Raw genomic sequence first — 22,802 nt, forward strand, 5'->3', positions numbered from 1 at the left:
GGCTGACCCGGACGGCCCTGGCGCCGCATCGCAAGGACCTCGGGCGACCGACCGACGACACGAGACAATGCTGGCGATATTCCTGAAAACACTTCCTTTCTTCGCGCTGATCGGGATCGGCTGGGGCGCGGGTCGTCTGCGCTTCTTCCCCGATGCGGCGACCGAATACCTGACACGCTTCGTCTTCTACTTCGCGCTGTCGGCCATGCTTTTCCGATTTGCCGCTAACCTGTCGCTGGCGGAAATCTTCGACGCCCGGTTTGCCGCGGCCTATCTGGCGGGATGCATGGCCGTCTATCTGCTTGCCACGCTCGTGGCGCGGCTCCGCGGCATTTCCGCCGCCGAAGGCGCGGTCGAGGCGCAGTGCGCGGTGATTGGGAATACCGGCTTCCTGGGCGTGCCGCTTCTGACCGCGCTGCTTGGCGCCGAAGCCGCGGGCCCGATCCTGATGGTGCTTTCCATCGACCTGATCGTGTTCTCGAGCCTCATCACGCTCATCATCACCGGCACGCGCGAGGGGCATCTGTCGCCGCGCATCATCAAGGTCCTGGTGCTGGGTCTTTGCAGGAACCCCATGATCGTCGCGATGGTCGCGGGCCTTTCCATCTCCTCCCTCGGCGTGTCGCTGCCCGCCCCGGTCGAGGAGTTCACGGCCATTCTTGGAGCCGCGGCGACCCCATGCGCGCTTTTCGCCATCGGGGCATCGCTTGCGTCGAAAACGACCGAGCGTTTGTCGGTCGCACTCTGGCTATCGTTCGCCAAACTGGTACTTCATCCGCTGGCAGTGGCGGCCGCCGCCCTTCTCGTCTTCGCGGTGGAGCCTTTCGCCGCAGGCGTGATGATCGCGGCTGCGGCGCTGCCGGTGGCGGGCAACGTCTATATCCTGGCCCGCAGCTACGGGGTCGCGCCGCAGCGCGTGTCGGCCTCGATCCTGATTTCCACGGTGTTCAGCATCGTGACCGTATCGCTCGTGGTCGCCTGGATCACCGGCGTCTGAGGAAAGGAGACCACATGCAGACCGTGTCGGAAAACAAGTGCTTCGGCGGCATCCAGGGCGTCTACCGCCATGCGTCGGAAACCTGCGCCTGCGACATGACATTCGGCCTTTTCCTGCCGCAAGAGGCCGCCTATGGCCCGGTCCCGGTCCTGTGGTACCTGTCCGGCCTGACCTGCACGCATGAAAACGCGATGGTCAAGGCAGGGGCGCAGGCCTGGGCGGCCGAGGCGGGGATCGCGCTTGTCTTTCCCGACACATCGCCCCGCGGCGACGGGGTGGCCAACGACGAGGCCTATGACCTCGGCCAGGGGGCGGGTTTCTACGTCAACGCGACCGAACAGCCTTGGGCGGATCACTACCGAATGTGGGACTACATCGCCGAGGAGCTTCCGGCCATCGTCACGGCCAACTTCGCAGTGGCCGAGGATCGCCAGGCCATCTCCGGCCATTCGATGGGCGGGCATGGCGCGCTAACGCTGGCGATGCGGCTGCCAGGCCGCTTCCGCTCGGTCTCCGCCTTTGCCCCGATTGCCAATCCCACGCGCTCCGACTGGGGGCGCAAGCAGTTCGCCGCCTATCTCGGCGCCGACGAAAGCCGCTGGGCGCAGCATGATGCGACGCTCCTGATGCAGCGGAGGGGCTTTGACGGGCCGGTGCTGATCGACCAGGGCTCGAAGGACCAGTTCCTGGACCTCCTGCGGCCCGAGGCGCTGGCGCACGCGCTGATGGAACGCCGCCAGAACGGCCAGTTCCGGATGCAACCGGGCTATGACCACAGCTACTTCTTCGTCTCGACCTTCATGCGCGACCACATCGCGTTTCACACCGAGGCGCTGTTTCAGGACTGATCCGCGATGAGCCACTATGACCTGATCATCATCGGCTCCGGCCCCGCCGGCAAGGCCGCGGCCATCCAGGCCGGCAAGCTCAAGCGACGCGTTCTGGTGATCGACCGCAAGGACCGGCTGGGCGGCGTGTCCGTCCATACCGGCACCATCCCGTCCAAGACGCTGCGCGAAACGGTCCTGAACCTGTCGGGCTGGCGCGAACGGTCGTTCTATGGCCGGTCCTACCGGGTGAAGGCGGACATCAGTTCGGAAGACCTGAAGATGCGGCTGCACAAGACGCTCGACTACGAGGTCGACGTGCTGGAGCATCAGTTCAACCGGAACCATGTCGAAACGCTTCTGGGCAGCGCGCGGTTCACTGCCCCCCACGAGGTCGAGGTGGCGACACATGCGGGCGAAACCGTCCGCATGTCCGCCGACCGGTTCCTGATCGCCACCGGAACCCGCACGCACCGGCCGAAGGAGGTACCCTTCAACGGCCGCTCCGTCGTGGACAGCGACGAGTTCCTGGAACTGGGCCAGCTGCCGCGCAGCCTGTGCGTCGTCGGCGCGGGTGTCATCGGGGTCGAATACGCCACGATGTTCACCGCGCTCGACGTGCGGGTGACGCTGATCGAACCGCGCGAGACCTTCCTCGACTTCATAGACCGCCACACGATCGAGGAATTCACCCACCAGATCCGCGAAAACGGGCTCGATCTGCGGCTCGGCTCCCCCATCGAGAAGATCGAGGACGAGGGGACGCATGTCGAGGTGTGCCTGAAGAACGGCCGTCACATCCGGACCGAGATGCTTCTGTTCGCCGCCGGCCGCATGGGCGCGACCGACACGCTCAACCTGGGCGCGGCGGGGCTGGAGACCGACCATCGCGGCCGGCTCGAGGTGGACCGCAAGACCTACCAGACGAAGGCCGGCCACATCTACGCGGCGGGCGACGTGATCGGCCACCCGTCGCTTGCCTCGACGTCGATCCAGCAGGGGCGCGTCGCGGCCTGCCACGCGCTCCAGACGCCGACGCTTCCCGAAAGCCCGTGGTTCCCCTACGGCATCTATTCCGTCCCCGAGATCTCCACCTGCGGCATGTCCGAGGAGGAGGTGCAATCGCGCGGCATCCCCTATGAGGTGGGCATCGCCCGGTTCCGCGAAACCTCGCGCGGGCACATCATGGGGATCGAGCACGGGATGCTGAAGATGCTGGTCAGCCTCAAGACCCGGCGGCTTCTGGGCGTGCAGATCGTCGGCGAAGGGGCCACGGAACTGATCCACATCGCGCAGGCGGTGCTGAACCTCAAGGGCACGGTGGACTACTTCGTGGAAAACACCTTCAACTATCCCACGCTGGCCGAGGCCTACCGCATCGCCGGCCTTGACGCTTTCAACCGGATGCCGATTCCCAAGGCCTACAAGGTGCCGCGCCAGAAGCCGCAGCCATGACCCTGTTCATCGACGCCGACGCCTGCCCGGTGAAGGAGGAATGCATCCGCGCCGCCGAGCGTTTGGGCGTTCCGGTCAAGCTGGTCTGCAACGGCGGCATCCGCCCCTCGGCGCATCCGCTGGTCGAAACCGTCTTCGTCACCGCAGGCCCGGACGAGGCCGACAAGTGGATCGCCGAACGGGCGGGCGAGGGTGACGTGGTGGTGACGGCCGACATCCCGCTGGCCGCGAAATGCGTGGCCGCCGGGGCCGCGGTGCTGAAGCCGGACGGAGAGGCACTGACCACGGCCAACATCGGCATCACGCTCGCCACCCGCGACCTGATGGCCGACCTGCGCGCGGCCGACCCGTTCAGGCAGGGCGGCGGGCGGCCGTTTTCCCGCCAGGACCGGGCGCGGTTTTCGGCCGCGCTCGACCGCGCACTCAGGGTCGCCCGCAGATGACCTTTCCCGCGGACGCCGGCGCGCGCGAAAGAACGATGGCGCACCCCGCCACCTGTCGCGGATGGAACAGACAAGGCGGCATGCCACCCGTTCAGTAGCCCCATGACGCTGACACTCAGAGACACTTCGGACACTGCCCGGAACCGCCTTTCGGGCATCCTCGCGATCGTCGCCGCGATGGCGCTGTTCTCGATGACGGACATGTCGATCAAGTTCCTCTCGGGCGGCTACGCGCTGCATCAGATCATCATGATCCGGTCGGTCATCGCGCTGGCGATCCTCTGCGGGATCATCATGCCGATGCAGGGCGGTCTCGTGCTGATGCGGACGCGGCGACTTGGCATGCACCTTGCCCGCGGGCTCTGCGTCGTGGCGGCGAACCTGTTCTTCTTCGCCTCGCTCGCCGCCATGCCACTTGCCGAGGCGGTGGCGATCTCCTTCGTCAGCCCGCTTCTCATCACCGTCTTCTCGGTCGTCTTCCTGGGGGAAAGCGTGGGGCCGCGGCGCTGGGCGGCGGTGGCGGTCGGCATGATCGGCGTCATCGTCATGCTGCGCCCCGGGACGGATGCCTTCCGCTATGTCGCACTTCTGCCGCTTGCCGGGGCGGTGGCCTATGCCGCGCTCAACACGCTCACCCGGCGCATGGGCGGGACCGAGGCGGCGATCACGCTGTCCTTCTACATCCACCTGACCTTCCTGACCGTCTCGGGCCTCATGGGCCTGTTCGCGGGGGACGGCCGCCTTGCGGGGACCGGCAACGCCTCGGCCGATTTCCTGCTCCGGGCGTGGATCTGGCCGGCGGGCGCCGACTGGCTGATCCTGCTGGCGATCGGCGTGACAAGCGCCTTCGGCTCGGTCATGGTCAGCCACGCCTACCGGACCTGTGCCATCGCTCTGGTGGCACCCTTCGAATACGTCGGCATGCCGATCGCGGTCTTCTGGGGCGTGGTGGTCTTTGGCGAATGGCCCGATGCCGTGGCCTGGGTAGGCATCTTCCTGATCGTCGGCGGCGGGCTCTACATGGCCTGGCGCGAAACCGTGCATGCGCGCCGTTGAGCGGGGTTTTCTTTCCGGTCCGAAACAGTAGTCTCGGCCCCGGCAGGCGGAATAGGACAGGCACATGGCACGGCCCGAGGCGGTGATCTTCGACATCGGCAACGTGCTGATCGAGTGGCAGCCGGAACGGTTCTACGACACGATCATGCCGCGGGCGGAGCGCGAGGCGATGTTCGCCGAGGTGGACCTGCACGGCATGAACGACCGGATCGACCGGGGCGCGGACTTCCGCGGCACGATCTACGAGATGGCCGAACGCCACCCGCGCTGGCGCGACCCGATCCGCCACTGGCACGACAGCTGGATCCACATGGCCTCACCCGCCATCGCGCCCTCGGTCGCGCTGCTGCGCCGGCTGCGCGCCCGCGGCGTTCCCGTCTTCGCGCTGACGAACTTCGGGATCGGCAGCTTTGCCTACGCGCAGACGCAGTACGATTTCCTCAACGAGTTCGACCGCGCCTATGTCTCGGGCCACATGGGCGTCATAAAGCCCGAGGTCCGCATCTACCAGATGGTGGAGGAGGACTGCGGGGTCGCGCCGGGACGGCTACTGTTCACCGACGACCGGGCGGACAACATCTCCGCCGCCGCCGCGCGCGGCTGGCAGGTCCAGCACTTCGCAGGCCACGAAGGCTGGGCGGCGCGACTGGTGGACGAAGGATTGCTGGAACCAGGAGACATCGCGACATGACCATCGACATCATCGGGCCGGAAGCCGAGGCAACGCTTGACTGGATCGCGCTGACCGAGGCGATGGAGGCGGGCCATCGCCTGCCCCGGGCCGAGGTGGGCGACACCTTCCTGCGGCGCGGCCCCGATACGCTCCTGACCCGGTCGGCCTGGATCGACGGCATGGGGCTTGCCGTCAAGGCGGCGACGATATTCCCGGGCAATCTCCGCCATGGCGTGCCCAACCTCCACGGCGCGGTCGCGCTTTTCGAGGACCGGATGGGCATCCCCGAGGCCTATATCGACTTCGCGCTGGTGACCAAGTGGAAGACGGCCGCCGACAGCCTTCTGGCTGCGCGTCACCTCGCGCGGAAGGATGCCGAACGCTTTCTCCTGGTCGGCGCGGGCACCGTTGCGCGGTCGATGATCGAGGCCTATTCCGCGGCCTTCCCCCGCGCCCGGTTCCATGTCTGGACCCGGTCCCCCGACACCGCCCGCGTCTTCGCCGAGGAAACCGGCGCCACGGTCGAGCCCGACCTCGAATCCGCGGTGCGCCAGGCCGATGTGATCGCCACGGCGACCATGGCCACCGCCCCGCTCGTCCGCGGCGACTGGCTGAAGCCCGGAACGCACCTCGACCTGATCGGCGCCTACCGAAAGGACATGCGCGAATGCGACGACGCGGTGATGCGCCGTGCCCGCATCTTCGTCGATGCCCGCGCCACCACGGTTCACCACATCGGGGAAATCATCGACCCCATCGCAGCGGGCGCGATTTCCGAGGGCGACATCCTTGGCGATTTCTACGATCTGGCTGCGGGCGCCTTCACCCGCCGGTCAGACGACGAAATCACGCTGTGCAAGAACGGCGGCGGCGCCCATCTTGACCTGATGACGGCGCGCTACATCCTGAACGCGGTCCACAGCGCCGGCTAGCCACTGGTCTGCCGGCGGTGCCCCGTCCTCAGGCCGCCTGCGGCACCAGCGACCGTTCGCGGATCGGCAGGTGGACGATCGCCGAAAACGCGCCAACCGCCACGCCGATCCACCAGACCGCCGTGTAGGACCCGTAGACGTCATACATCCGCCCGCCCAGCCAGACGCCGAGGAAGCCGCCCAGCTGATGGCTGAAGAACACGATGCCGTAGAGCGTGCCCATGTAGCGCAGGCCGTAGATATGCGCGACAAGCCCCGAGGTCAGCGGCACCGTCGCCAGCCAGAGCGCCCCCATGGCAAGCGAGAACACCACGACCGAGGCGGGCGTGATCGGCAATAGGATGAAGACCGCCGCGACGATGGTGCGGCCCGCATAGATCGCGGAGAGCAGGTATTTCTTGGTGTAGCGCTTGCCCAGCCAGCCCGCAAAGATGGTCCCGCCGATATTGGCCAGCCCGATGAGCGATATCGCCACGGCCCCCAGAGCGGAGGTGGACGACACACCCAGCCCCGCCAGCATCCCGGTGGGGCTGATCGGGCCGCACATCTCGGTGATCATCGCGGGGAAATGCGCCGTGAGGAACGCCAACTGGTAGCCGCAGGAAAAGAAGCCCAGGAAGATCAGCGAATAGGACGGGTCGCGGAACGCCTTCTTCAGGACCGTCCCCATGCTTTCCTCAAGCTCCGCCCGGCTCGCCCGTTCCGGCGCGCGCATCATCGGCAGCGCGAAAAGGCTGGCCAGGATGGCCGCCGCGAAGATCAGGAACACGGTCTGCCAGGGGAAGAAGCCCAGCAGGAATTCAGCCGTCGGTGCGCCGAAGACCTGCCCGGCCGAACCCGCCGCCGTCGCGACGCCCAGCGCGACGGACCGGTTCTCGGGGTGGGCGGCGCGACCGACCACGGCAAGGATGACGCCAAAGCCGGTGCCGGCGATGCCAAAGCCGACGAGGATTTCCAGGATCTGGTGCTGCCCCGGCGTCACCGCGAACGAGGACAGGACCAGCCCCGCTGCATAGGTCAGCGCCCCGATCACGATGGCCCTGCGGTCGCCAAAGCGTTCAGCCAGCGCGCCGAACAGCGGCTGGCCGATGCCCCAGGCCAGGTTCTGCACCGCGATCGCCAGCGAGAAATCCGCGCGAAGCCAGCCGTACTCGGACGCGATGGGGATCTGGAAGACCCCGAAGCTTGCCCGGATCGAAAAGCCGATCATGATGATGATGCAGCCCGCGATCAGGACGGGCGTGAAAAGCGGCGCGCGGGCGGGCATGGGAACTCCGAAGGCAGGAGGGGGGCAGGAGGGACGCGCGAAGATGCCCCGCCGCCGCGCCTTCGTCAAATCGCCAATTGTGATCGGAACAATTCACCTTGGCGATGACATGCGTGTGCGTGCGCGACGATGGCCCTACCCTCCCCCTTTTCACTTCCCGGCCATCCAGCTATCGGATGGGGATGAGCGAGAGCCTGACGGATATCTACGACCGGATGACCCATGCGGGCGCCTTGCGCCAGGATGCGGCGCAGCGCGCCGTCCTGCCGGAGCTTGACCGCATCCGCGCCGCGCTCGAGGCGGGGAACGGCCGGCGGAAAGGTCTTCTCGGCGGGCTCTTCGGCAAGGCGCCCGAGATGGTCAGGGGCCTCTACCTCTGGGGCGGGGTCGGGCGCGGCAAGTCGATGCTGATGGACCTTTTCCACGCCCATGTCGCGATCGAGCCGAAGCGGCGCGTCCATTTCCACGCCTTCATGCAGGAGGTGCAGGCTGCCCTTCACGCAGCGCGCAAGACCGGGGTGGACGACGCGATCCGCCCCGTCGCCGACGACATCGCCGGCAAGCTCCGCCTGCTTTCGTTCGACGAGATGCAGATCACCGACATCGCCGACGCGATGATCGTCGGGCGGCTTTTCCAGATGCTCTTCGACCGTGGGGTGACGGTTGTCACCACCTCGAACCGTGCGCCCGACGATCTCTACAAGGACGGGCTGAACCGCCCGCTGTTCCTGCCGTTCATCCAGCTCCTGAAGGAGCGGATGGCGGTCGTCGAGATCGAAAGCGAAACCGACTATCGCCAGCACAGGCTTCAGGGCGCGCAGGTCTATTTCGCACCCGCCGACCGCACCGCGCGCGAGGCGCTGGGCCGCATCTGGGCCGAACTGACCGGCGGGGGCGGTGACGCGGAACTGAAGCTGACCGTGAAGGGGCGGGAGGTCGTCATCCCCGACTACCACGCTGGCGTGGCGCGCGCCTCGTTCTGGGACCTCTGCGGCCGCGCGCTGGGGCCGGCCGACTACCTTGCCATCGCCGGGGCCGTCCGGGTCCTGATCCTTGAGGACGTGCCGCGGCTGTCGTCCGAGAACTACAACCAGGCGCGGCGATTCGTGACGCTGATCGACGCGCTTTACGAAGCGAAGGTGCGGCTGATCTGTTCGGCGGCGGACGACCCGGAACGTCTTTACACCGAAGGCGAGGGATCGTTCGAGTTCGAGCGCACCGCCAGCCGCCTGCGCGAGATGCAGGCGGCGGACTGGGGAACCGGCCCGCGCTGATGTCCCGCGGCAGCGCCGGGCGTGCCGGGCTCGATGCCCGGACGGCCGGCGGCTCCCCCGGCGCGCGGGGCGCCTTACCCCAGCATGTCGCGCACCAGCGGGATGACACGGGTGCCGTAAAGCTCCACCGACTTCATCAGCAGATCGTGCGGAATCGGGCCGGAGGAATACTTCATCTCGAACCGGTCGAGGCCCAGCGCGCGGACGGTGGCCACGATCTTTCGCGCGACCGTCTCCGGCGCGCCGACATAGAGCGCCCCGTGCGCAATCTCGCGCTCGAACTGGTCGCGGCTTGTCGGCGGCCAGCCGCGCTCTCGGCCTATGCGGTCGTGCAGCGCCCGGTAGCCCGGCCAGATGCCCTCGCGCGCGGCCTCGTCCGTCGCGGCGACGAAGCCGGGGGAATGGACGCCCACCGGCAGCGCGGGCCGCCCCGCCTGCTCCAGCGCCTGGCGGTAAAGCTCGACGAAGGGGCGGAACCGCTGCGCCGCGCCGCCGATGATGGCCAGCATCATCGGCATCTCGTAGTGGACCGCGCGCATGACCGATTCCGGCGTGCCCCCGACCCCGATCCAGGTCTTCAGCGGCTGCGCGAGTGAGGGGTGGACCGCCTGCGCCCTGAGCGGCGGGCGGGTGGTTCCCGACCAGCTGACCTTCCGCTCTCGCAGGAGCCGCGCGAACAGGTCGAGCTTCTCGTTGAACAGCGTCTCGTAATCCCCAAGGTCGAAGCCGAAGAGCGGAAAGCTCTCGGTGAAGGAGCCGCGACCCAGGATCACCTCCGCCCGACCGCCGGACAGCGCATGGAGCGTCGAGAAGCGCTGGAACACCCGGATCGGATCGTCCGAGGACAGAACCGTGACCGCGGTGCCCAGCCTGATGCGCCGGGTGCGCGCGGCGATCGCGGCCAGCACCACCTCTGGTGCCGAAATCGCGAAGTCGTCGCGGTGGTGTTCGCCGAGGCCGAAGAAGTCGACGCCGACCTGATCGGCGAGCACCGCCTCCTCGATCACGTCGCGGATGACCTGGTCCTGCGGCTTCAGTGCGCCATCGGCGCCCAGGGTCACATCGCCGAAGGTATCGAGGGCAAGTTCGAGGGCCATGTCGCGCTCCGCTGATCCGGCCCAAGGCATAGCTGCACGCGGCCGCGCACGGAAGTGCAGCGATGCACAGGGCATCGCCGAACCGGCGCGGTCGGCGGGATCAGCCGTTTTCCCTGAGGACGCCGCCGGCGAGATAGAGCGACCCGCAGATCAGGATGCGTGCCCCGGCATCGCGCGCGGCGATGGCACGGACCGCTTCCAGCACGCTGCCGGCGGTTCCGGCCGCGATCCCCGCGCGCGCGGCGGCGGCCTGGGTTTCCTCGGTGCTGAGCGTGTTCGCCTCGCCGGGGATCGACACCGCGGTCAGGCTTTGCGCCTGCGCCGCGACCGGGCGCAGATACCCCGCGATATCCTTGGTGTTGAGCATGCCGAGGACCAGATGTGTCGGCTTCGCGGGCATCCGCGCCAGCGTCGCCGCCACCGCGACCCCGCCGGCCGGATTGTGGCCGCCGTCGAGCCAAAGCTCGCACGTCCCCGCGGCATCGACAAGCGGCCCCCGCGTCAGGCGCTGCATCCGCGCGGGCCAGAACGCCCGGGTCACCGCCGCCTCGCAGGCGGCCTCATCCGCGCCGAGATGGCGCAGCGCGGCAAGGGCGGCGCCGGCATTGTCGATCTGGTGGGGTCCGGGCAGGTTCGGCAAGGGCAGGTCGAGAAGGCCGTTCTCGTCCTGGAAGACCAGTCGTCCGCGTTCTTCCCAGGCGTGCCAGTGCTGACCGTGGGCAAGGAGCGGCGCGCCGAGACGGGCGGCCCTCTCCTCGATCACGCGAAGGCCCGCCTCCTCCTGCGGGCCGACCACACAGGGCACGCCGCGCTTGAGGATCCCGGCCTTTTCGCCGGCGATCTCGGGCAGGGTTTCGCCGAGATACTGCTGGTGGTCGATGGACACCGGCGTAATGATCGTCAGGCGGGGCTTCTCCACGACATTTGTCGCGTCGAGCCGGCCGCCGAGGCCGACTTCGAGCAGCGTCCAGTCCGCCGGCGTGCGCGCGAAGGCGAGAAGCGCCGCGCAGGTCGTGATCTCGAAATAGGTGATCGGAATGCCGCCGTTCGCCGCCTCGCATTCGGCGAGGATCTCGCTCAGCCGATCCTCCGAGATCAGCTCGCCAGCCAAGCGGATGCGTTCGTGGAAGCGCGCGAGGTGGGGCGAGGTGTAGGCGTGGACGGTGTCGCCCATCGCCTCGAGCCCGGCGCGGATCATCGCCTGGGTTGAGCCCTTGCCGTTGGTGCCGGCGATGTGGATGACTGGGGGAAGGTCGCGTTCGGGATGGCCAAGGGCCGCGAGAAGGCGCCAGACCCGGTCGAGCGTCAGGTCGATGATCTTGGGATGCAGGGCCATCATCCGCGACAGGATGACATCGGAACCCTGGGACATGGCGGCCTCGCTGCGGTTGCTCCGGCCGGGCCGGGGGGCCGTCTGCCCCCCGGACCCCCCGAGGATATTTGGGAAAAGAAGAAGTTATGTCGTCTCGGTCTTGGGCGCGGGCAGGTCGCCCTTGATGGCGGGCGACTGACGGGTGAGCATCCTGATGATCGTGACCAGTTCGTCGCGCAGTTTCGAGCGGTGGGTCACGCGGTCGAGCATGCCGTGGTCAAGAAGGTATTCGGCCCGCTGGAAGCCTTCGGGCAGCTTTTCCCGGATCGTCTGTTCGATGACGCGGGGGCCGGCGAAGCAGATCAGCGCGTTCGGCTCGGCGATCTGCACGTCGCCCAGCATCGCATAGGAGGCGGTGACGCCACCGGTGGTGGGGTGGGTCAGGACGACGATGTAGGGCAGGCCCGCGTCCTTGAGCATCTGCACCGCGACGGTGGTGCGCGGCATCTGCATCAGCGACAGGATCCCTTCCTGCATCCGCGCCCCGCCGGCGGCGGAGAAGAGGACGAGCGGGCGCTTGAGCTTGGTGGCGCGTTCGGCGGCGGCGATGATCGCGTTGCCGACATACATGCCCATCGAGCCGCCCATGAAGGAAAAGTCCTGGGCGGCGGCGACGATCGGCGTGCGGCCGATCTCGCCCTCGGCGACCAGCATCGCCTCCTTCTCGCCCGTCGTCTTCTGCGCGGACTTCATGCGTTCGGGGTATTTCTTCTGGTCGCGGAAGTGGAGCGGGTCGGCGACCGGTTCGGGAACCTTCACCTCGGCGAAGATGCCGCCGTCGAAGAGGGCGGCGAAACGCGCGCGCGGCGTGATCGCCATGTGGTGATCGCAGTTGGTGCAGACGTTCTGGTTGTCGGCCAGTTCGCGGTGGAAGAGCATGGTCCCGCATTCGGAGCACTTGGTCCAGAGGTTCTCGGGCACCTCGCGGCGCGAGAAGAGCGAGTTGATCTTCGGACGGACATAGTTGGTGATCCAGTTCATCTCTCGGGGTCCCGCTCTGTCGTGTCAGGCGTTCCAGATAGTCTGGTCGGGGGTGAAATGCAATCGTGCGGCCAGCGGTGCCACGGGCCAGCGCCGGCCGGTGGCTGGCAGCGGCGGCATCAGATTCCGAACCGGTCGCGGATGCGGTAGGCGGTTACCATCGGTGCGAGGAACCAGGGGTTGCCGGAATAGAGCGGGCGGGTCGGGAACGGCCTGCGCTCATGTCCGCACTCCGCCTCCCCTTGCCCGGCGGCCCGGCGGCCAAGCTTCATGCCGAGGTAGCTCGCCATGCCCACGCCGGAACCGCAGTAGCCCATCGCGTGAAGGATGCCGTCGGTTTCGCCGACATGGGCCAGCGTGTCGAAGGTGTAGCCGACGAACCCCATCCAGGAATGCGAGACGCGGACCTGCGCCAGTTCCGGGAAGAGCCGTGCCAGTTCGGCATGCAGTCGCGGCGCGCTTTTCATCGGGTCGGTCTCCTTGACCGAAACGCGGCCGCCGAAAAGCACGCGCCGGCGGTCGGGCGACGGGCGGTAGTAGTAGACGAGCTTGCGGGTGTCCGTCACCACGCGGTCGGTCGGGAAAAGCCTGTCCATCACCTCGGGCGCGATTGGTTCGGTCGCAATCATGTAGGACCCGATGGGGATGACCCGGCGGCGGTGCCAGGGAGAAAGCGCGCCGCTGTAGCCGTTGGTTGCAAGGATGACGCGGGTGGCGCGGATGCGGCCGCTCGACGTGGTGACGGTGGTGCCGGTCGGCGACGGGTCGAGGCCGGTGGCCGCGCAGTGCGGAATGATGATGGCGCCGGCGGCCCGCGCGAGGTCGAGGAGACCCGCGTGATAGCGCGCCGGGTCGAGGCTGGCGTGATGGGGATAGACGCATCCCCCGTGATAGGCGCGGGTGCAAAGCTCGCGAGCCATGGCGTCCCTTGGAACCATGAAGGCATCGGTCGCGAAAACCGGGTTTCCCGCCGCGCAGTCGTGGGCAAGCTTGTCATAGGACCTGGGCAGATGCGCCCCGTGAAACCTGCCCACGATCCGATAATCACATTCGATCCGCTCGGCCCGGACAAAGTCGCCGATGAAGGCGAGGGACGCCTGCCCGTCGTTCAGGATCGCGCGGGCGGTGTCTTCGCCATGGCGCCGGGAAAGCTCCGCGAAGCCGGGCTTGATGCTGGTGGAGATCTGGCCGCCGTTGCGGCTGGAACAGCCCCAGCCGGCATCCCTTGCGTCAAGGACAACGGTAGAGAGGCCGGCCCGGGCAGTCTGGATGGCGGCATGTAGCCCGGTATAGCCTGATCCGACGATCACCACATCGGCCCTTGCCGGGGGATCGGCGCGGGGTATGTCCGGGCGCGGCGTCCTGTCCCACCAGAAGGGTTCCGCACGGAAATCGGGCGTGAACAGTTGGTCCGAAACCGGCATGCGGCCCTCCTCCGGCGTGTCGCTCGCGGCAACTCTTGCGGATCGGCCCACGCGCGGTCAAGCGCGCCCGTGGCAGGCAGGCGCGTTGGGTCATTCGCATTGGCCTCTCAGCCCCGGGTGCGGGTGAATCGGAGGGGCGCGCGCGCCGCGGCTGGCGACGGCGGAGGTTCAGGTGGCGCAGGCTCGGATTGCGGCGCAGGCTCGGGCACCCGCGCAGCAGGGGAAGGCGACGGCCGTGCGGCATACTCCCGGCAGGCGAATCCCGCCAGCGAACCCGCGATCAGCCAGGTGACGGGCACGATCGTTGCATTGGGAATGGCATCCAGCAGGTTGGCCGCCAGGATCAGGCACAGGCCAGCCGTCACGAAGGTGAGTTGCCCGGCCTTCCTGCGGCGCGCAAGGAAGATCAGCGGCACCGCCAGAAGTCCGTAGCGCGCCAGGTAGCCGAGCCAGCCCGTGACCCCGATCGTGATGATCCAGTCGCCATCGGTCACGCTGTCGTCGTCTCCCGTCACCGGGTCGAAGATCCGGTTTCTGCCCCAGCTTCCCCATCCGAAAAGAGGCTTGAGGTTGGCCCGCGCCAGAAGCTCGTCTTCGTTGTCCAATCGGTACTTGAAGGACGCGGCGCGTTCGGCGTTGAAGGAGTTGACCGTCTCGTAGACATACTGGACGGGCGACAGTCCGCTGCCGCGTAGGACGGGATAGATGATCACCAGCGTTGCGATCACCGCAGCGAAGACCGTGATCGGCCTCTTGCCCGCGGCGATGAGAACGGCACCGAAGCCGATCGCGATCGCAAGCGCCCCGAGAGACTTCGACAGGACAAGGGTCATGAACATCCAGGCCGCCGCCAGGATCCAGTTCGCACTTCCCTTCCGTTCCGCTCTGGCCTGCCGCCAGAGCGCGACGGCGCCGAAGACCGTCACGGCAAGGTACATCGACAGGGCAAGCCCATGGCCCAGAAACACGATCGGTCGGAAACCGCCCTCGCGCATGTGCTGGGAGAACTGGTGCTGAAAGAACCCGTAGATCCAGGTGTTGAGCTGCGGGCTCATCCGCACTTCGAACAGCGCACCCAGCGAATAGACCAGCCCCGATAGGACAAGCAGCATGGTCAGCACATGTTGTTCCCTAGGGCCGGCCATGTAGCGCCAGCCGATCAGGAACGGCAGAAGGTATATTCCCTCGGCCAGGGCCATCGAGAATGCATCGTAGAGCCGCAGCCCGGGCAGGAACCTCGGGCCGAAGACCAGCGGCTCCGGATTGGTGAGCGCGGTGAAGAAAGGGGCGATCAGGGTCAGGACAAACAGCGACAGAAGGATCGCGCGGGCGACCCTGTCCCGGCCGGCCGCTTCAGCGAATTGCCCGCCCTGCGCATCTCGGTTCTGGATCGTGACGCGCTGGCCGGTCCCGTGTTCCGCAATCGGCCGCTGACGTGTCGCCTGAAGCACTGCCGCGCCGCCGCTGCCCGCGCGAAGGGCCCGGTCCGGCATGACAAGGCAAAGGATCCCTGTGAACATGGCGGGGATCAGTGTCTTGTCCACCACCGGCAGGATCGGCAGATCAAAGCCCGCCCGAACCGGCAGGAACAGGTAGCCGCCGATGATCGACAGCGCGATCGCATGCGCCCGGGGAAGAAGCGCGAAGAAGCAGACCATGACCAGAGGCCAGCAGAAAAGCGCGATATAGGCAAAGGAGTTGGGCATCAGCCTTGGCGCGCCCCCGTTGCTCGATCTGTTTGCCCGGCTACCGTCAATTCCGTGCCAGTCCCGTTTCGGGCAAGGTGCCGGCCACCTCGCGTATCATGAGCCACAGGGCGCGCCGGTCCAGGTCGGCCGGAAGGTCGGCCATGGTTCCGTCGGCGCGCCGGATTTCCTGCATCAGTCCCGGCGGCTCGACCCCGTATAGAACCGCATGATGGGTCAGCGCCACCAGAAAACACCCCAGGTCGCCGATGTGGATCGGGTCCAGGTCGCCGTTCGCGGTCCGTGCGAAGAACTCCTCGCGGCTGCGTATGCCGGGAACCGTTCCCGACTCGGCCGCGCGGGCGATCCGGGCCAGGGCCTGCCCCGCGGGGATCAGATAGATGGGCGCGCCACCCTGCCAGGCTGCCGCCCCGCGCATCATCTCTCCGATCCAGTAGCGGGGCAGGTCGCGGTCAAGACGGACCAGCCAGCCGCCCTCGTCGTTCAGCCAGTGCCAGGTTTCGTAGAGATAGACCCGCACGTCGGGGTTTCCCTGCCGGGCGAGCCCTGCCCAAAGCGCCAGATAGGCGGGGCCTGCCTCCTCCTCGATCGAGGTCCGAATCTCGACGCGTTCGGTCAGGATCACCGCGTCGTAATCGCCGCTGGCGAGCGCCTCCTTCGCGGGGCGGAACCGGTCGTGGGCATTGTCCTCGGCATATCCCTCGATCGGGATGTGGTCTTCCCAGTGCGCTCGAAGCGTCGTTCCCCGGCCGATCTGGCTTTCATAGCGGTGCCCCGGACCTGCAAGCTGCGCAAGCATGGCCGGCATGTCGTGGCCGACGAGGCTGTGACCCAGGTGAAAGACGCGCAGCGGACGGGACGGCGGATCAAGCGGGCGGTCATAAGCCCTGTTGAACGCGTCCCAGTCCAACGGGCGCCGGGCCGGTGGCAACGTCGGGTCACGTCTGAGGCGACGCCAGGCGACGGCCCCGGCGGCCAGCGCCCCGGCAGCGACCAGTGCAGCGAAGATCAGCGACCGGCGCATCATCCTTCGCCCGCCGCACCAACCTGCGCCGTCACACAGAAAGCCGCGAGAAGCAGCCCCCCGCTCCGGGCCGCGCGCCCCTCGATCCGGGCACCCGCGGCAAACGGTGCCACCTTTCGCGTGAAGGTGGCTGTCAGACGGTCCCCCGCACCCACCGCGATGTCGAGTGTATCAAACCCGAAGAGCGCTTGCGTTAGCGCATACTGGCATTTGTAGGCCGCTTCCTTGGCCACGAAGATCAGCCGGGCGGCCCGGGCGGGGTGGGCCATGGCCGCGCACCAGCGCCGCTCCTCGGGGTTCAGGACAATCTCTTCCACGCCCGCCGGCAGGGGTTCGTCAGGCTCCGCGTCTATGCCGACCGCAGCAAGGGCCGTCACCGGGGCGACCGCCGCCATTGCCAGGGCGCCGGTATGGGTGATCGAGCCCGTGACCGCTTCCGGCCATTCCGGGGAACGGTCGGCGCGCATCGGTATCGCTGACGGCGGCAAGCCAAGTTCGGCCATCGCGCGGCGCGCGGCACGTCTGCCGGCGGCGAACTCCGCCACACGCGCCGGAACCGCTCGGCCCATGGCGACCTCTTCCGTTGGCCAGAGCCCGTCGGTGTTCCGCACGACAGGGGCCATGGCGACGGCGGCGCCGGCCGGCAGAAGCGTGCGCATCGCGGCGGAGATGTCGGCCACGACCCCCATCCTCATGCGCCGCGACCCGCGCGAAGCGCACGACGCTTCGACATCGCATCCGCCCGCATCGCCGCGCGGTCATTCGGGACGGCCGCCATGTGCAGGCCGGGCGCGTTCGCGGGGCGCGCGTCCAGATGACGGGCCAGAGCCGAAAGGGTCGGGAAGCGGAAGATGTCGGTGATCGACAGTTTCGTGCCGCCGAGCGCGGCGCGGATGTCGCGATGCGCCTGCACCGCCAGCAGCGAATGCCCCCCGAGGGCAAAGAAATTGTCCTCGGCTCCGACCTTGGGCAGGTTCAGGATGCGACACCAGATGCCGGCGATGGTCTCCTCGACCCCGGCGGCAGGTGGCACGAAGTCAGCTGTGGCCACCTCCGCCGCAGCCTGCGAGGGTGCGGGAAGTGCCTTGCGGTCGACCTTTCCGTTGGGCGTCAGCGGCATTTCCGGCAGGCGGACGACATGCGCGGGCACCATGTGGGCCGGAAGCCGGGACTTCAGGTCGGCCGCAAGACCTTCGGCCGCGAATCCCTCCGCCGCGGTCACGTAGACCACCAGACGCAGGTCGCCCGGAACATCCTCGCGCGCGACGACCACGGCCTGCCGCACGAAGGGCGCCGCTTCGGCAGCGGCTTCGATTTCACCCAGTTCAATCCGGTAACCGCGGATCTTTACCTGATGGTCAAGCCGTCCCAGGAAGTCGAAGCGCCCGTCCGCGCGCTGCCGTACCAGATCGCCGGTGCGATACATGCGACCACCGTTGAACGGGTCCGGGCGGAACCGCTCCTCGGTCAGGTCGTCACGCTTCCAGTATCCGCGCGCCACTCCGTCGCCGCCGATCCACAGCTCGCCCGCAACGCCCAGCGGCACCGGAGCGCATTCCGGATCGAGAACGTAAAGCCGGGTGTTGGCCACGGGATGGCCCACCGGGGCGACGGCAGCCCCGGACTCGGCCGGCCCCACGGCAGACCAGATCGTCGTTTCGGTCGGGCCGTACATGTTCATAAGACGCGCCCGCGTCGCCTCGGAAAGATCGGCGACCAGCGCCCCGGGAAGCGCCTCGCCCCCGATCATCAGGTCGGTGAGCCCGCCAAGGGCCAGACGCGACTCAGCGTTCGTCACCAGCATCCGCGCCATTGACGGCGTGCATTGCAGATGCGTGACGCCATGCCGGGCGATCTGCGCGGCGATGGAGTAGTCCTCCGCCTCTGCCGGCGCTGTGTCGTTGGCGCGGCGCAGCACCTCGGCCAGCGGAACCAGACCGTCAAGAACGGTCTGAACCGGAATACCGTAATCGATCAGGCAGGCGATTTCCCCCACCCCGATGCGCTTCAGTTCCTCCACCCGCACGAGGCAATCCTCGACGGTGCCGAAAAGGCCCGAGTCCTCGAAGTAGCGCTGGAAGGCGAAGTCGAGCACACCCTCCAGCTCCTCCTCGCTCAGCGACCGCAGGTCGATGTCCATCGGGTTGGTGACGCCTTGCGGCTTCTTGAAGGCGGGGAAGGCCCAGGCATATTGCTTGATCAGCCCCGCGGCCGAACGCAGGTAATCCTTCATCGGCCCGCGTGCCGTCTCGCGCGCGGCGTCGCGGTCGGCGGCAACATAGGTGTGCAGCATCAGCGTCACGGTGTGACGGGCCGGATCGTGCCCCGCATCGCGCAGCGCCTGGTGGTAAAGCCGGATCTTGCCCGCCACCTCCTCGACCGACTGGCCGAGAAGATGGGTCAGCACGTTCGCGCCGACCGCCCCGGCCTCGCGCCAGGTTTCGGGGTTGCCCGCCGTCGTTACCCAGATCGGCACCTCGCGCGATACCGGGCGCGGCTGCGTCACCACCGCGAAGGGCTTGCCGGACGCCGTGGGAAACTCCACCGCCTCGCCGCGCCACAGGCGGCGGACCTTGTCGATGGCGTCGAACATCGCCGCCTTGTTCGCGGGTGGCGTGTTTTCCGGCCTGAGCACGAAATCGTCGGGTTGCCAGCCCGAGGCGATGGCAAGGCCCGCGCGCCCGCTCGTCAGGTTGTCGATGACTGCCCATTCCTCGGCGATGCGGGCGGGATGGTGCAGCGGCGCGACGCAGGACCCCGCCCGCACCGAGAGGTTCTGCGTCACCGCGGCGACCGCCGCGCCCGTGACCGAAGGGTTGGGATAGGGGCCGCCAAAGGCGTGGAAATGCCGCTCGGGCGTCCAGACGGCGCAAAATCCGTTCCGGTCCGCGAACTTCGCCCCCTCCAGCAGAAGATCGTACTTGGCCGGCCCCACCCCGTCGTCGTTGCCCCAGTAGTAAAGGCTGAACTCCATCCCGCGGAAGGAAGGGGCCGCGGCCCCGCCGGACACCATCGCGCGATCTGCATCGCCCATGATCACCACGCGGAAGCCGCGCGCCAGCGTCCAGAACAGTTCGAGCACCGAGATGTCGAACGACAGCGATGTGACCGCCAGCCATGTGCCGGGCGGGTCGTGGCGCACGTGCGCGTCCATGCCCACAAAAAAGTTCTGGACGTTCCGGTGCTCGATCATCACGCCCTTGGGGCGTCCGGTCGAACCCGAGGTGTAGATCATGTAGGCCAGGTCGGTTCCGGCCACCGGCACCTCGGGGTTCCGCGTCCCCGCCGCACCCAACCGCGGATCGTCGTCGATCGTCAGGACCACGGCGTCGCTGGCGGGCAGGCTGCCGGCCAGCGCGCTTTCCGTCACGATGACCGGGCATCCCGAATCCTCGACGTAAAGCGCGATGCGGTCGGCCGGATAGGCCGGATCGAGCGGGACATAGGCACCGCCTGCCTTCTGGATCGCGAGCGCACCGACCAGCAGGGACGGCGAACGCCGGGCACTCAGCCCCACGAGCGTTCCGGGGCCGACCCCCATGTCACCCAGGACATGGGCGACGCGGTTTGCCCGTTCGTTCAGTTCGCGATAGGTCAGGCTCTCACCCTCATGGATCAGCGCCACCGCATCCGGCGTGCGCGCCACCTGCGCCTCGAACGCGCGATGGATGCAAAGATCGGGGTCGAAATCGGCGTCGGTCCGGTTCCATTCCTTGAGCAGCAGCGCCGCTTCGCTGTCCGGCATCGGTGGCAGCGACGAAAGGCCGGTTCCGGACTGCGCTTCGTCCAGCACTCGGGCCAGATGCGAAATCCGGGCCGCGAACATGGACGCCGTCGCCGGATCGAGACGTTCGGCGTCAAAATGCAGGCCCGCCCCCTCCGCCGAAAGCGACAGCGTGACGACACTGCCCTCGACCGGTGCATCCGCCCCGAGATTGAGCGCGACCGCCGGTGGAGCGGACCTGCCGATGGAGGGATCGCGCAGAACAAGGTCGCAGGCGAAGGCCGGGCACTTCACTGCGCTGGCAAGGTCCGACCTGAAAGCCTGAAGAAAATCGCCGGCGGCAGATTCCGCCCCGGCGCGCAGCGGCACCCAGTCCGACAGGTATCCCTTCGCCTGAGGGCCGCCGGCCAGATGGAAGGCCAGATCCATAGGCTCCCCACCACCATAGGCGCGCGCGAAAAGCGCCAGTGCAACCGCGCCCCGGGCTGCATCGCCGCCGGCGATGTCGCACGCGATCCGGCGCCAGGAAGTTCTGCCGGTAGACGGCCGGGCCAAGGGCAGGTCCACCGGGCGAAGGGACCGCATCCGTTCGCGCCAGTAGCCTTCACCTCGAACGACCGCAGCCAAGGCCTCGGTCAGCGCGGCCGCCTCGTCATCGGCTGGCGCGGACAGCAGCTGCCCCACCAGATCGAGCGTGCGCGGGCTGACCGGCCGGCCATCCATGTCACGCAGACCGCTGAGCATCACGGCGCCCTGTCCGCAGGCAACCGCAAGCCCTTCGTCATCGGCCGAGAGGACCAGCCCCGCCGGTCCCTCCCCCTGTGCCGGTTCGGCGGCCCCGACCGCCAGGACCCTGCCGCCCGCGGCGATCTTCGGCACTGCGAGCGGGTTCCAGTAGCCGCCATGGTCGAGCGCGCGCACGAAACGCGCCACGTTATCGGCGGTAGCGGCAAAGTCTATCACCGCTGCCGCACGGGGCCGGTCGTCACGACCGTGCCAGGTGCGGTGCGTCAGATCCTGCGCGCGCGGCTGCAGCGTGCCCGCCCCGATCGACGCGACCAGAGCGCCGAAGCTTTCGATCGCCGCCTCGAAACACCGGGTGTTGAGCGTCAGTGCCGTTTCCGCGGGGCCGATGTCGAATTCCCGCGCCTCGAGGATGGCGCCTTCGTCAATCCCGCCCTCGATCAGGTGCCAGGCGATACCATGGTGCGTTTCACCCTGAAGCAGCGCCCAGACAGGTGCATTCAGCCCGGCGTGCCGCGGCAGAGGCCCGTCGTGAAAGTTGATCGCCCCATTGCGCGCGGCCGCCACCATGGCCTTCGGCAGGACGTGCAGGTTCGCGACGGAAAAGAGCCAGTCGTAACCCGCCCCTTCAAGCCGGTCTGCGACATCCGCCGATTGCTCATCTGCCCGCAATCCTCGGTCGCGTGCCCAGCGTGCGACATCCGGACTGCGCGTCACGACCGCAACCACGTCGTTGCCCGCCGCGATCCAGAGTTCCGCGCACTGGATGGTCAGGGATTCGCTGCCGACGAAGAGAGCCGAAGGGCGTGTCATGAGTCACTCCGTACCGGGGCGGCACCTGGCGTTGCCAGATCGGCCACGCCGATTCGCCAGCGGGTTCTGAAACCATGCGCAAGCAGATCGCGCAGGAAATGGGGCGGGTTCTGTTGCGCCCTCCGGCTGACAAGCCGACGCAACCCGAGCACGAGGCATCCGGCGGCTCGCGCCATCGTCGCGGCAATGGCATATCCGCGCCCATGGTTCTTTGCGAAATAGAGGAACCGGCTGTCGAACCAGTACCCCGGCAGGCGCCTGAGGTTGGACACGCCGGTCGATACGGAGCCGATGTGGGTCACATCGCTGTCGTGCACATGGTCCGTCGCAAAGCCTGCCCGCGCGGCCCTCAGGCAAAGGTCGGTTTCCTCGAAGTAGAGAAAGAACGCCTCGTCGAAAAGGCCGATGCGGTCCAGCACCGACCGACGGATCAGCATGGAGGCCCCCGAAACCCAGTCGACACGCGTGGTTTCGGACGGTGTCGGCAGGGGCACGATCCGATCGGCCAGAAGGTGCGAGATCGGGCCGGTCTTGGCGGCATCCTCGAACTCCGACCCGAGGCTGAAGAACCGAAAGGCCGAGGCATGCGGGGCGCCGTCCGGGCCATGCACATGGCTGCCCGCGATGGCCGTTTCCGGGTGCCGCCTCATGTGGTCGAGCAATGCCCGTATCGCCCCTCTGGCCGGAAAGGCATCCGGGTTCAGCACGTAGACGAAATCGGGCGCCGACCCGTCGGGCAGGCCCGCCCTGATGGCAACGTTGTTGCCCGCGCCATAGCCGCCGTTGCGGCCGGACTGGATCACGCTGACCCGGAGAAGGCCAAGCCGCGCGACACCGGAGCGCAGCGCCTCCTCCGACCCGTCGCCCGAGGCGTTGTCGACGATGGTGATGGCGCCCTCGATGCCTTCCATCGCCGCTGCGGCGGCCCTTGCCGCCTCAAGCGCCATCTCTGCGGTACGCCAGTTGACGATGCTGACAAGAACGGTCGCCATG

18 protein-coding genes are annotated in these 22,802 nt (G+C 67.8%); 8 read left to right on the plus strand and 10 right to left on the minus strand.

Going from position 1 to position 22,802, the window contains the following annotated elements:
• Nucleotides 1–67 precede the first annotated feature (67 nt).
• The 7 genes from N5I32_RS11200 to N5I32_RS11230 all read left to right on the plus strand — a co-directional run bounded on the left by N5I32_RS11200 (nt 68) and on the right by N5I32_RS11230 (nt 6,383).
• The gene (locus tag N5I32_RS11200; protein WP_261495733.1) at nt 68–997 is read left to right on the plus strand and encodes an AEC family transporter; all 930 of its coding nucleotides are present in this window, start codon (nt 68–70) and stop codon (nt 995–997) included.
• A 14-nt stretch (nt 998–1,011) separates the two neighbouring features.
• Nucleotides 1,012–1,845, plus strand: a complete 834-nt coding sequence (fghA, locus tag N5I32_RS11205) for an S-formylglutathione hydrolase (protein WP_261495734.1) — start codon at nt 1,012–1,014, stop codon at nt 1,843–1,845.
• A gap of 6 nt (nt 1,846–1,851) precedes the next feature.
• Nucleotides 1,852–3,279, plus strand: coding sequence for a Si-specific NAD(P)(+) transhydrogenase (sthA, locus tag N5I32_RS11210; protein ID WP_261495736.1), 1,428 nt, complete (start codon nt 1,852–1,854; stop codon nt 3,277–3,279).
• A complete protein-coding gene (locus N5I32_RS11215) occupies nt 3,276–3,722 on the plus strand; it encodes a YaiI/YqxD family protein (RefSeq protein WP_261495737.1) in 447 nt (148 codons plus the stop codon). The genes sthA and N5I32_RS11215 overlap by 4 nt, the downstream gene beginning before the upstream one ends.
• A gap of 102 nt (nt 3,723–3,824) precedes the next feature.
• Nucleotides 3,825–4,778: a DMT family transporter gene (locus tag N5I32_RS11220; protein WP_261495738.1), complete on the plus strand. Its 954-nt coding sequence runs from the start codon at nt 3,825–3,827 to the stop codon at nt 4,776–4,778.
• A 64-nt stretch (nt 4,779–4,842) separates the two neighbouring features.
• The gene (locus N5I32_RS11225) at nt 4,843–5,469 is read left to right on the plus strand and encodes an HAD family hydrolase (RefSeq protein ID WP_261495740.1); all 627 of its coding nucleotides are present in this window, start codon (nt 4,843–4,845) and stop codon (nt 5,467–5,469) included.
• Nucleotides 5,466–6,383, plus strand: coding sequence for an ornithine cyclodeaminase family protein (locus N5I32_RS11230; protein ID WP_261495742.1), 918 nt, complete (start codon nt 5,466–5,468; stop codon nt 6,381–6,383). The genes N5I32_RS11225 and N5I32_RS11230 overlap by 4 nt, the downstream gene beginning before the upstream one ends.
• Nucleotides 6,384–6,411: 28 nt before the next feature.
• Here N5I32_RS11230 and N5I32_RS11235 read toward each other — a convergent pair whose 3' ends face one another.
• Entirely contained in the window at nt 6,412–7,650 is a 1,239-nt protein-coding gene (locus N5I32_RS11235) for an MFS transporter (protein WP_261495743.1), read from the minus strand.
• Between the two features lie 182 nt (nt 7,651–7,832).
• Here N5I32_RS11235 and zapE point away from each other — a divergent pair, with 182 nt between their 5' ends.
• Complete coding sequence (gene zapE, locus N5I32_RS11240) at nt 7,833–8,924, plus strand: cell division protein ZapE (RefSeq protein ID WP_261495747.1); 1,092 nt, start codon at nt 7,833–7,835, stop codon at nt 8,922–8,924.
• Between the two features lie 74 nt (nt 8,925–8,998).
• Here zapE and N5I32_RS11245 read toward each other — a convergent pair whose 3' ends face one another.
• The 9 genes from N5I32_RS11245 to N5I32_RS11285 form a co-directional block, all read right to left on the minus strand.
• Nucleotides 8,999–10,021, minus strand: coding sequence for an LLM class flavin-dependent oxidoreductase (locus N5I32_RS11245; RefSeq protein ID WP_261495749.1), 1,023 nt, complete (start codon nt 10,019–10,021; stop codon nt 8,999–9,001).
• Between the two features lie 100 nt (nt 10,022–10,121).
• Nucleotides 10,122–11,393: a bifunctional folylpolyglutamate synthase/dihydrofolate synthase gene (locus N5I32_RS11250; protein WP_261495750.1), complete on the minus strand. Its 1,272-nt coding sequence runs from the start codon at nt 11,391–11,393 to the stop codon at nt 10,122–10,124.
• 84 nt (nt 11,394–11,477) lie between these two features.
• Nucleotides 11,478–12,374, minus strand: a complete 897-nt coding sequence (gene accD, locus N5I32_RS11255; protein ID WP_261495753.1) for an acetyl-CoA carboxylase, carboxyltransferase subunit beta — start codon at nt 12,372–12,374, stop codon at nt 11,478–11,480.
• 119 nt (nt 12,375–12,493) lie between these two features.
• Nucleotides 12,494–13,798, minus strand: a complete 1,305-nt coding sequence (locus tag N5I32_RS11260; protein ID WP_261495755.1) for an NAD(P)/FAD-dependent oxidoreductase — start codon at nt 13,796–13,798, stop codon at nt 12,494–12,496.
• Between the two features lie 107 nt (nt 13,799–13,905).
• A complete protein-coding gene (locus N5I32_RS11265; protein WP_261495772.1) occupies nt 13,906–15,504 on the minus strand; it encodes an O-antigen ligase family protein in 1,599 nt (532 codons plus the stop codon).
• A gap of 46 nt (nt 15,505–15,550) precedes the next feature.
• Nucleotides 15,551–16,528 carry a hypothetical protein gene (locus N5I32_RS11270; RefSeq protein WP_261495774.1) on the minus strand — a complete coding sequence of 326 codons (978 nt, stop codon included), beginning with the start codon at nt 16,526–16,528 and terminating at the stop codon, nt 15,551–15,553.
• Entirely contained in the window at nt 16,528–17,208 is a 681-nt protein-coding gene (locus tag N5I32_RS11275) for a 4'-phosphopantetheinyl transferase family protein (RefSeq protein WP_261495776.1), read from the minus strand. Before N5I32_RS11275 ends, N5I32_RS11270 begins: the two co-directional genes overlap by 1 nt.
• Nucleotides 17,209–17,219: 11 nt before the next feature.
• Nucleotides 17,220–21,809: a MupA/Atu3671 family FMN-dependent luciferase-like monooxygenase gene (locus N5I32_RS11280; RefSeq protein WP_261495777.1), complete on the minus strand. Its 4,590-nt coding sequence runs from the start codon at nt 21,807–21,809 to the stop codon at nt 17,220–17,222.
• Nucleotides 21,806–22,801, minus strand: coding sequence for a glycosyltransferase family 2 protein (locus N5I32_RS11285; protein ID WP_261495779.1), 996 nt, complete (start codon nt 22,799–22,801; stop codon nt 21,806–21,808). Before N5I32_RS11285 ends, N5I32_RS11280 begins: the two co-directional genes overlap by 4 nt.
• Nucleotide 22,802 lies beyond the last annotated feature (1 nt).

The sequence above is a fragment of the Albidovulum sediminis genome (genome assembly GCF_025380365.1).
Lineage (GTDB): Bacteria > Pseudomonadota > Alphaproteobacteria > Rhodobacterales > Rhodobacteraceae > Albidovulum > Albidovulum sediminis.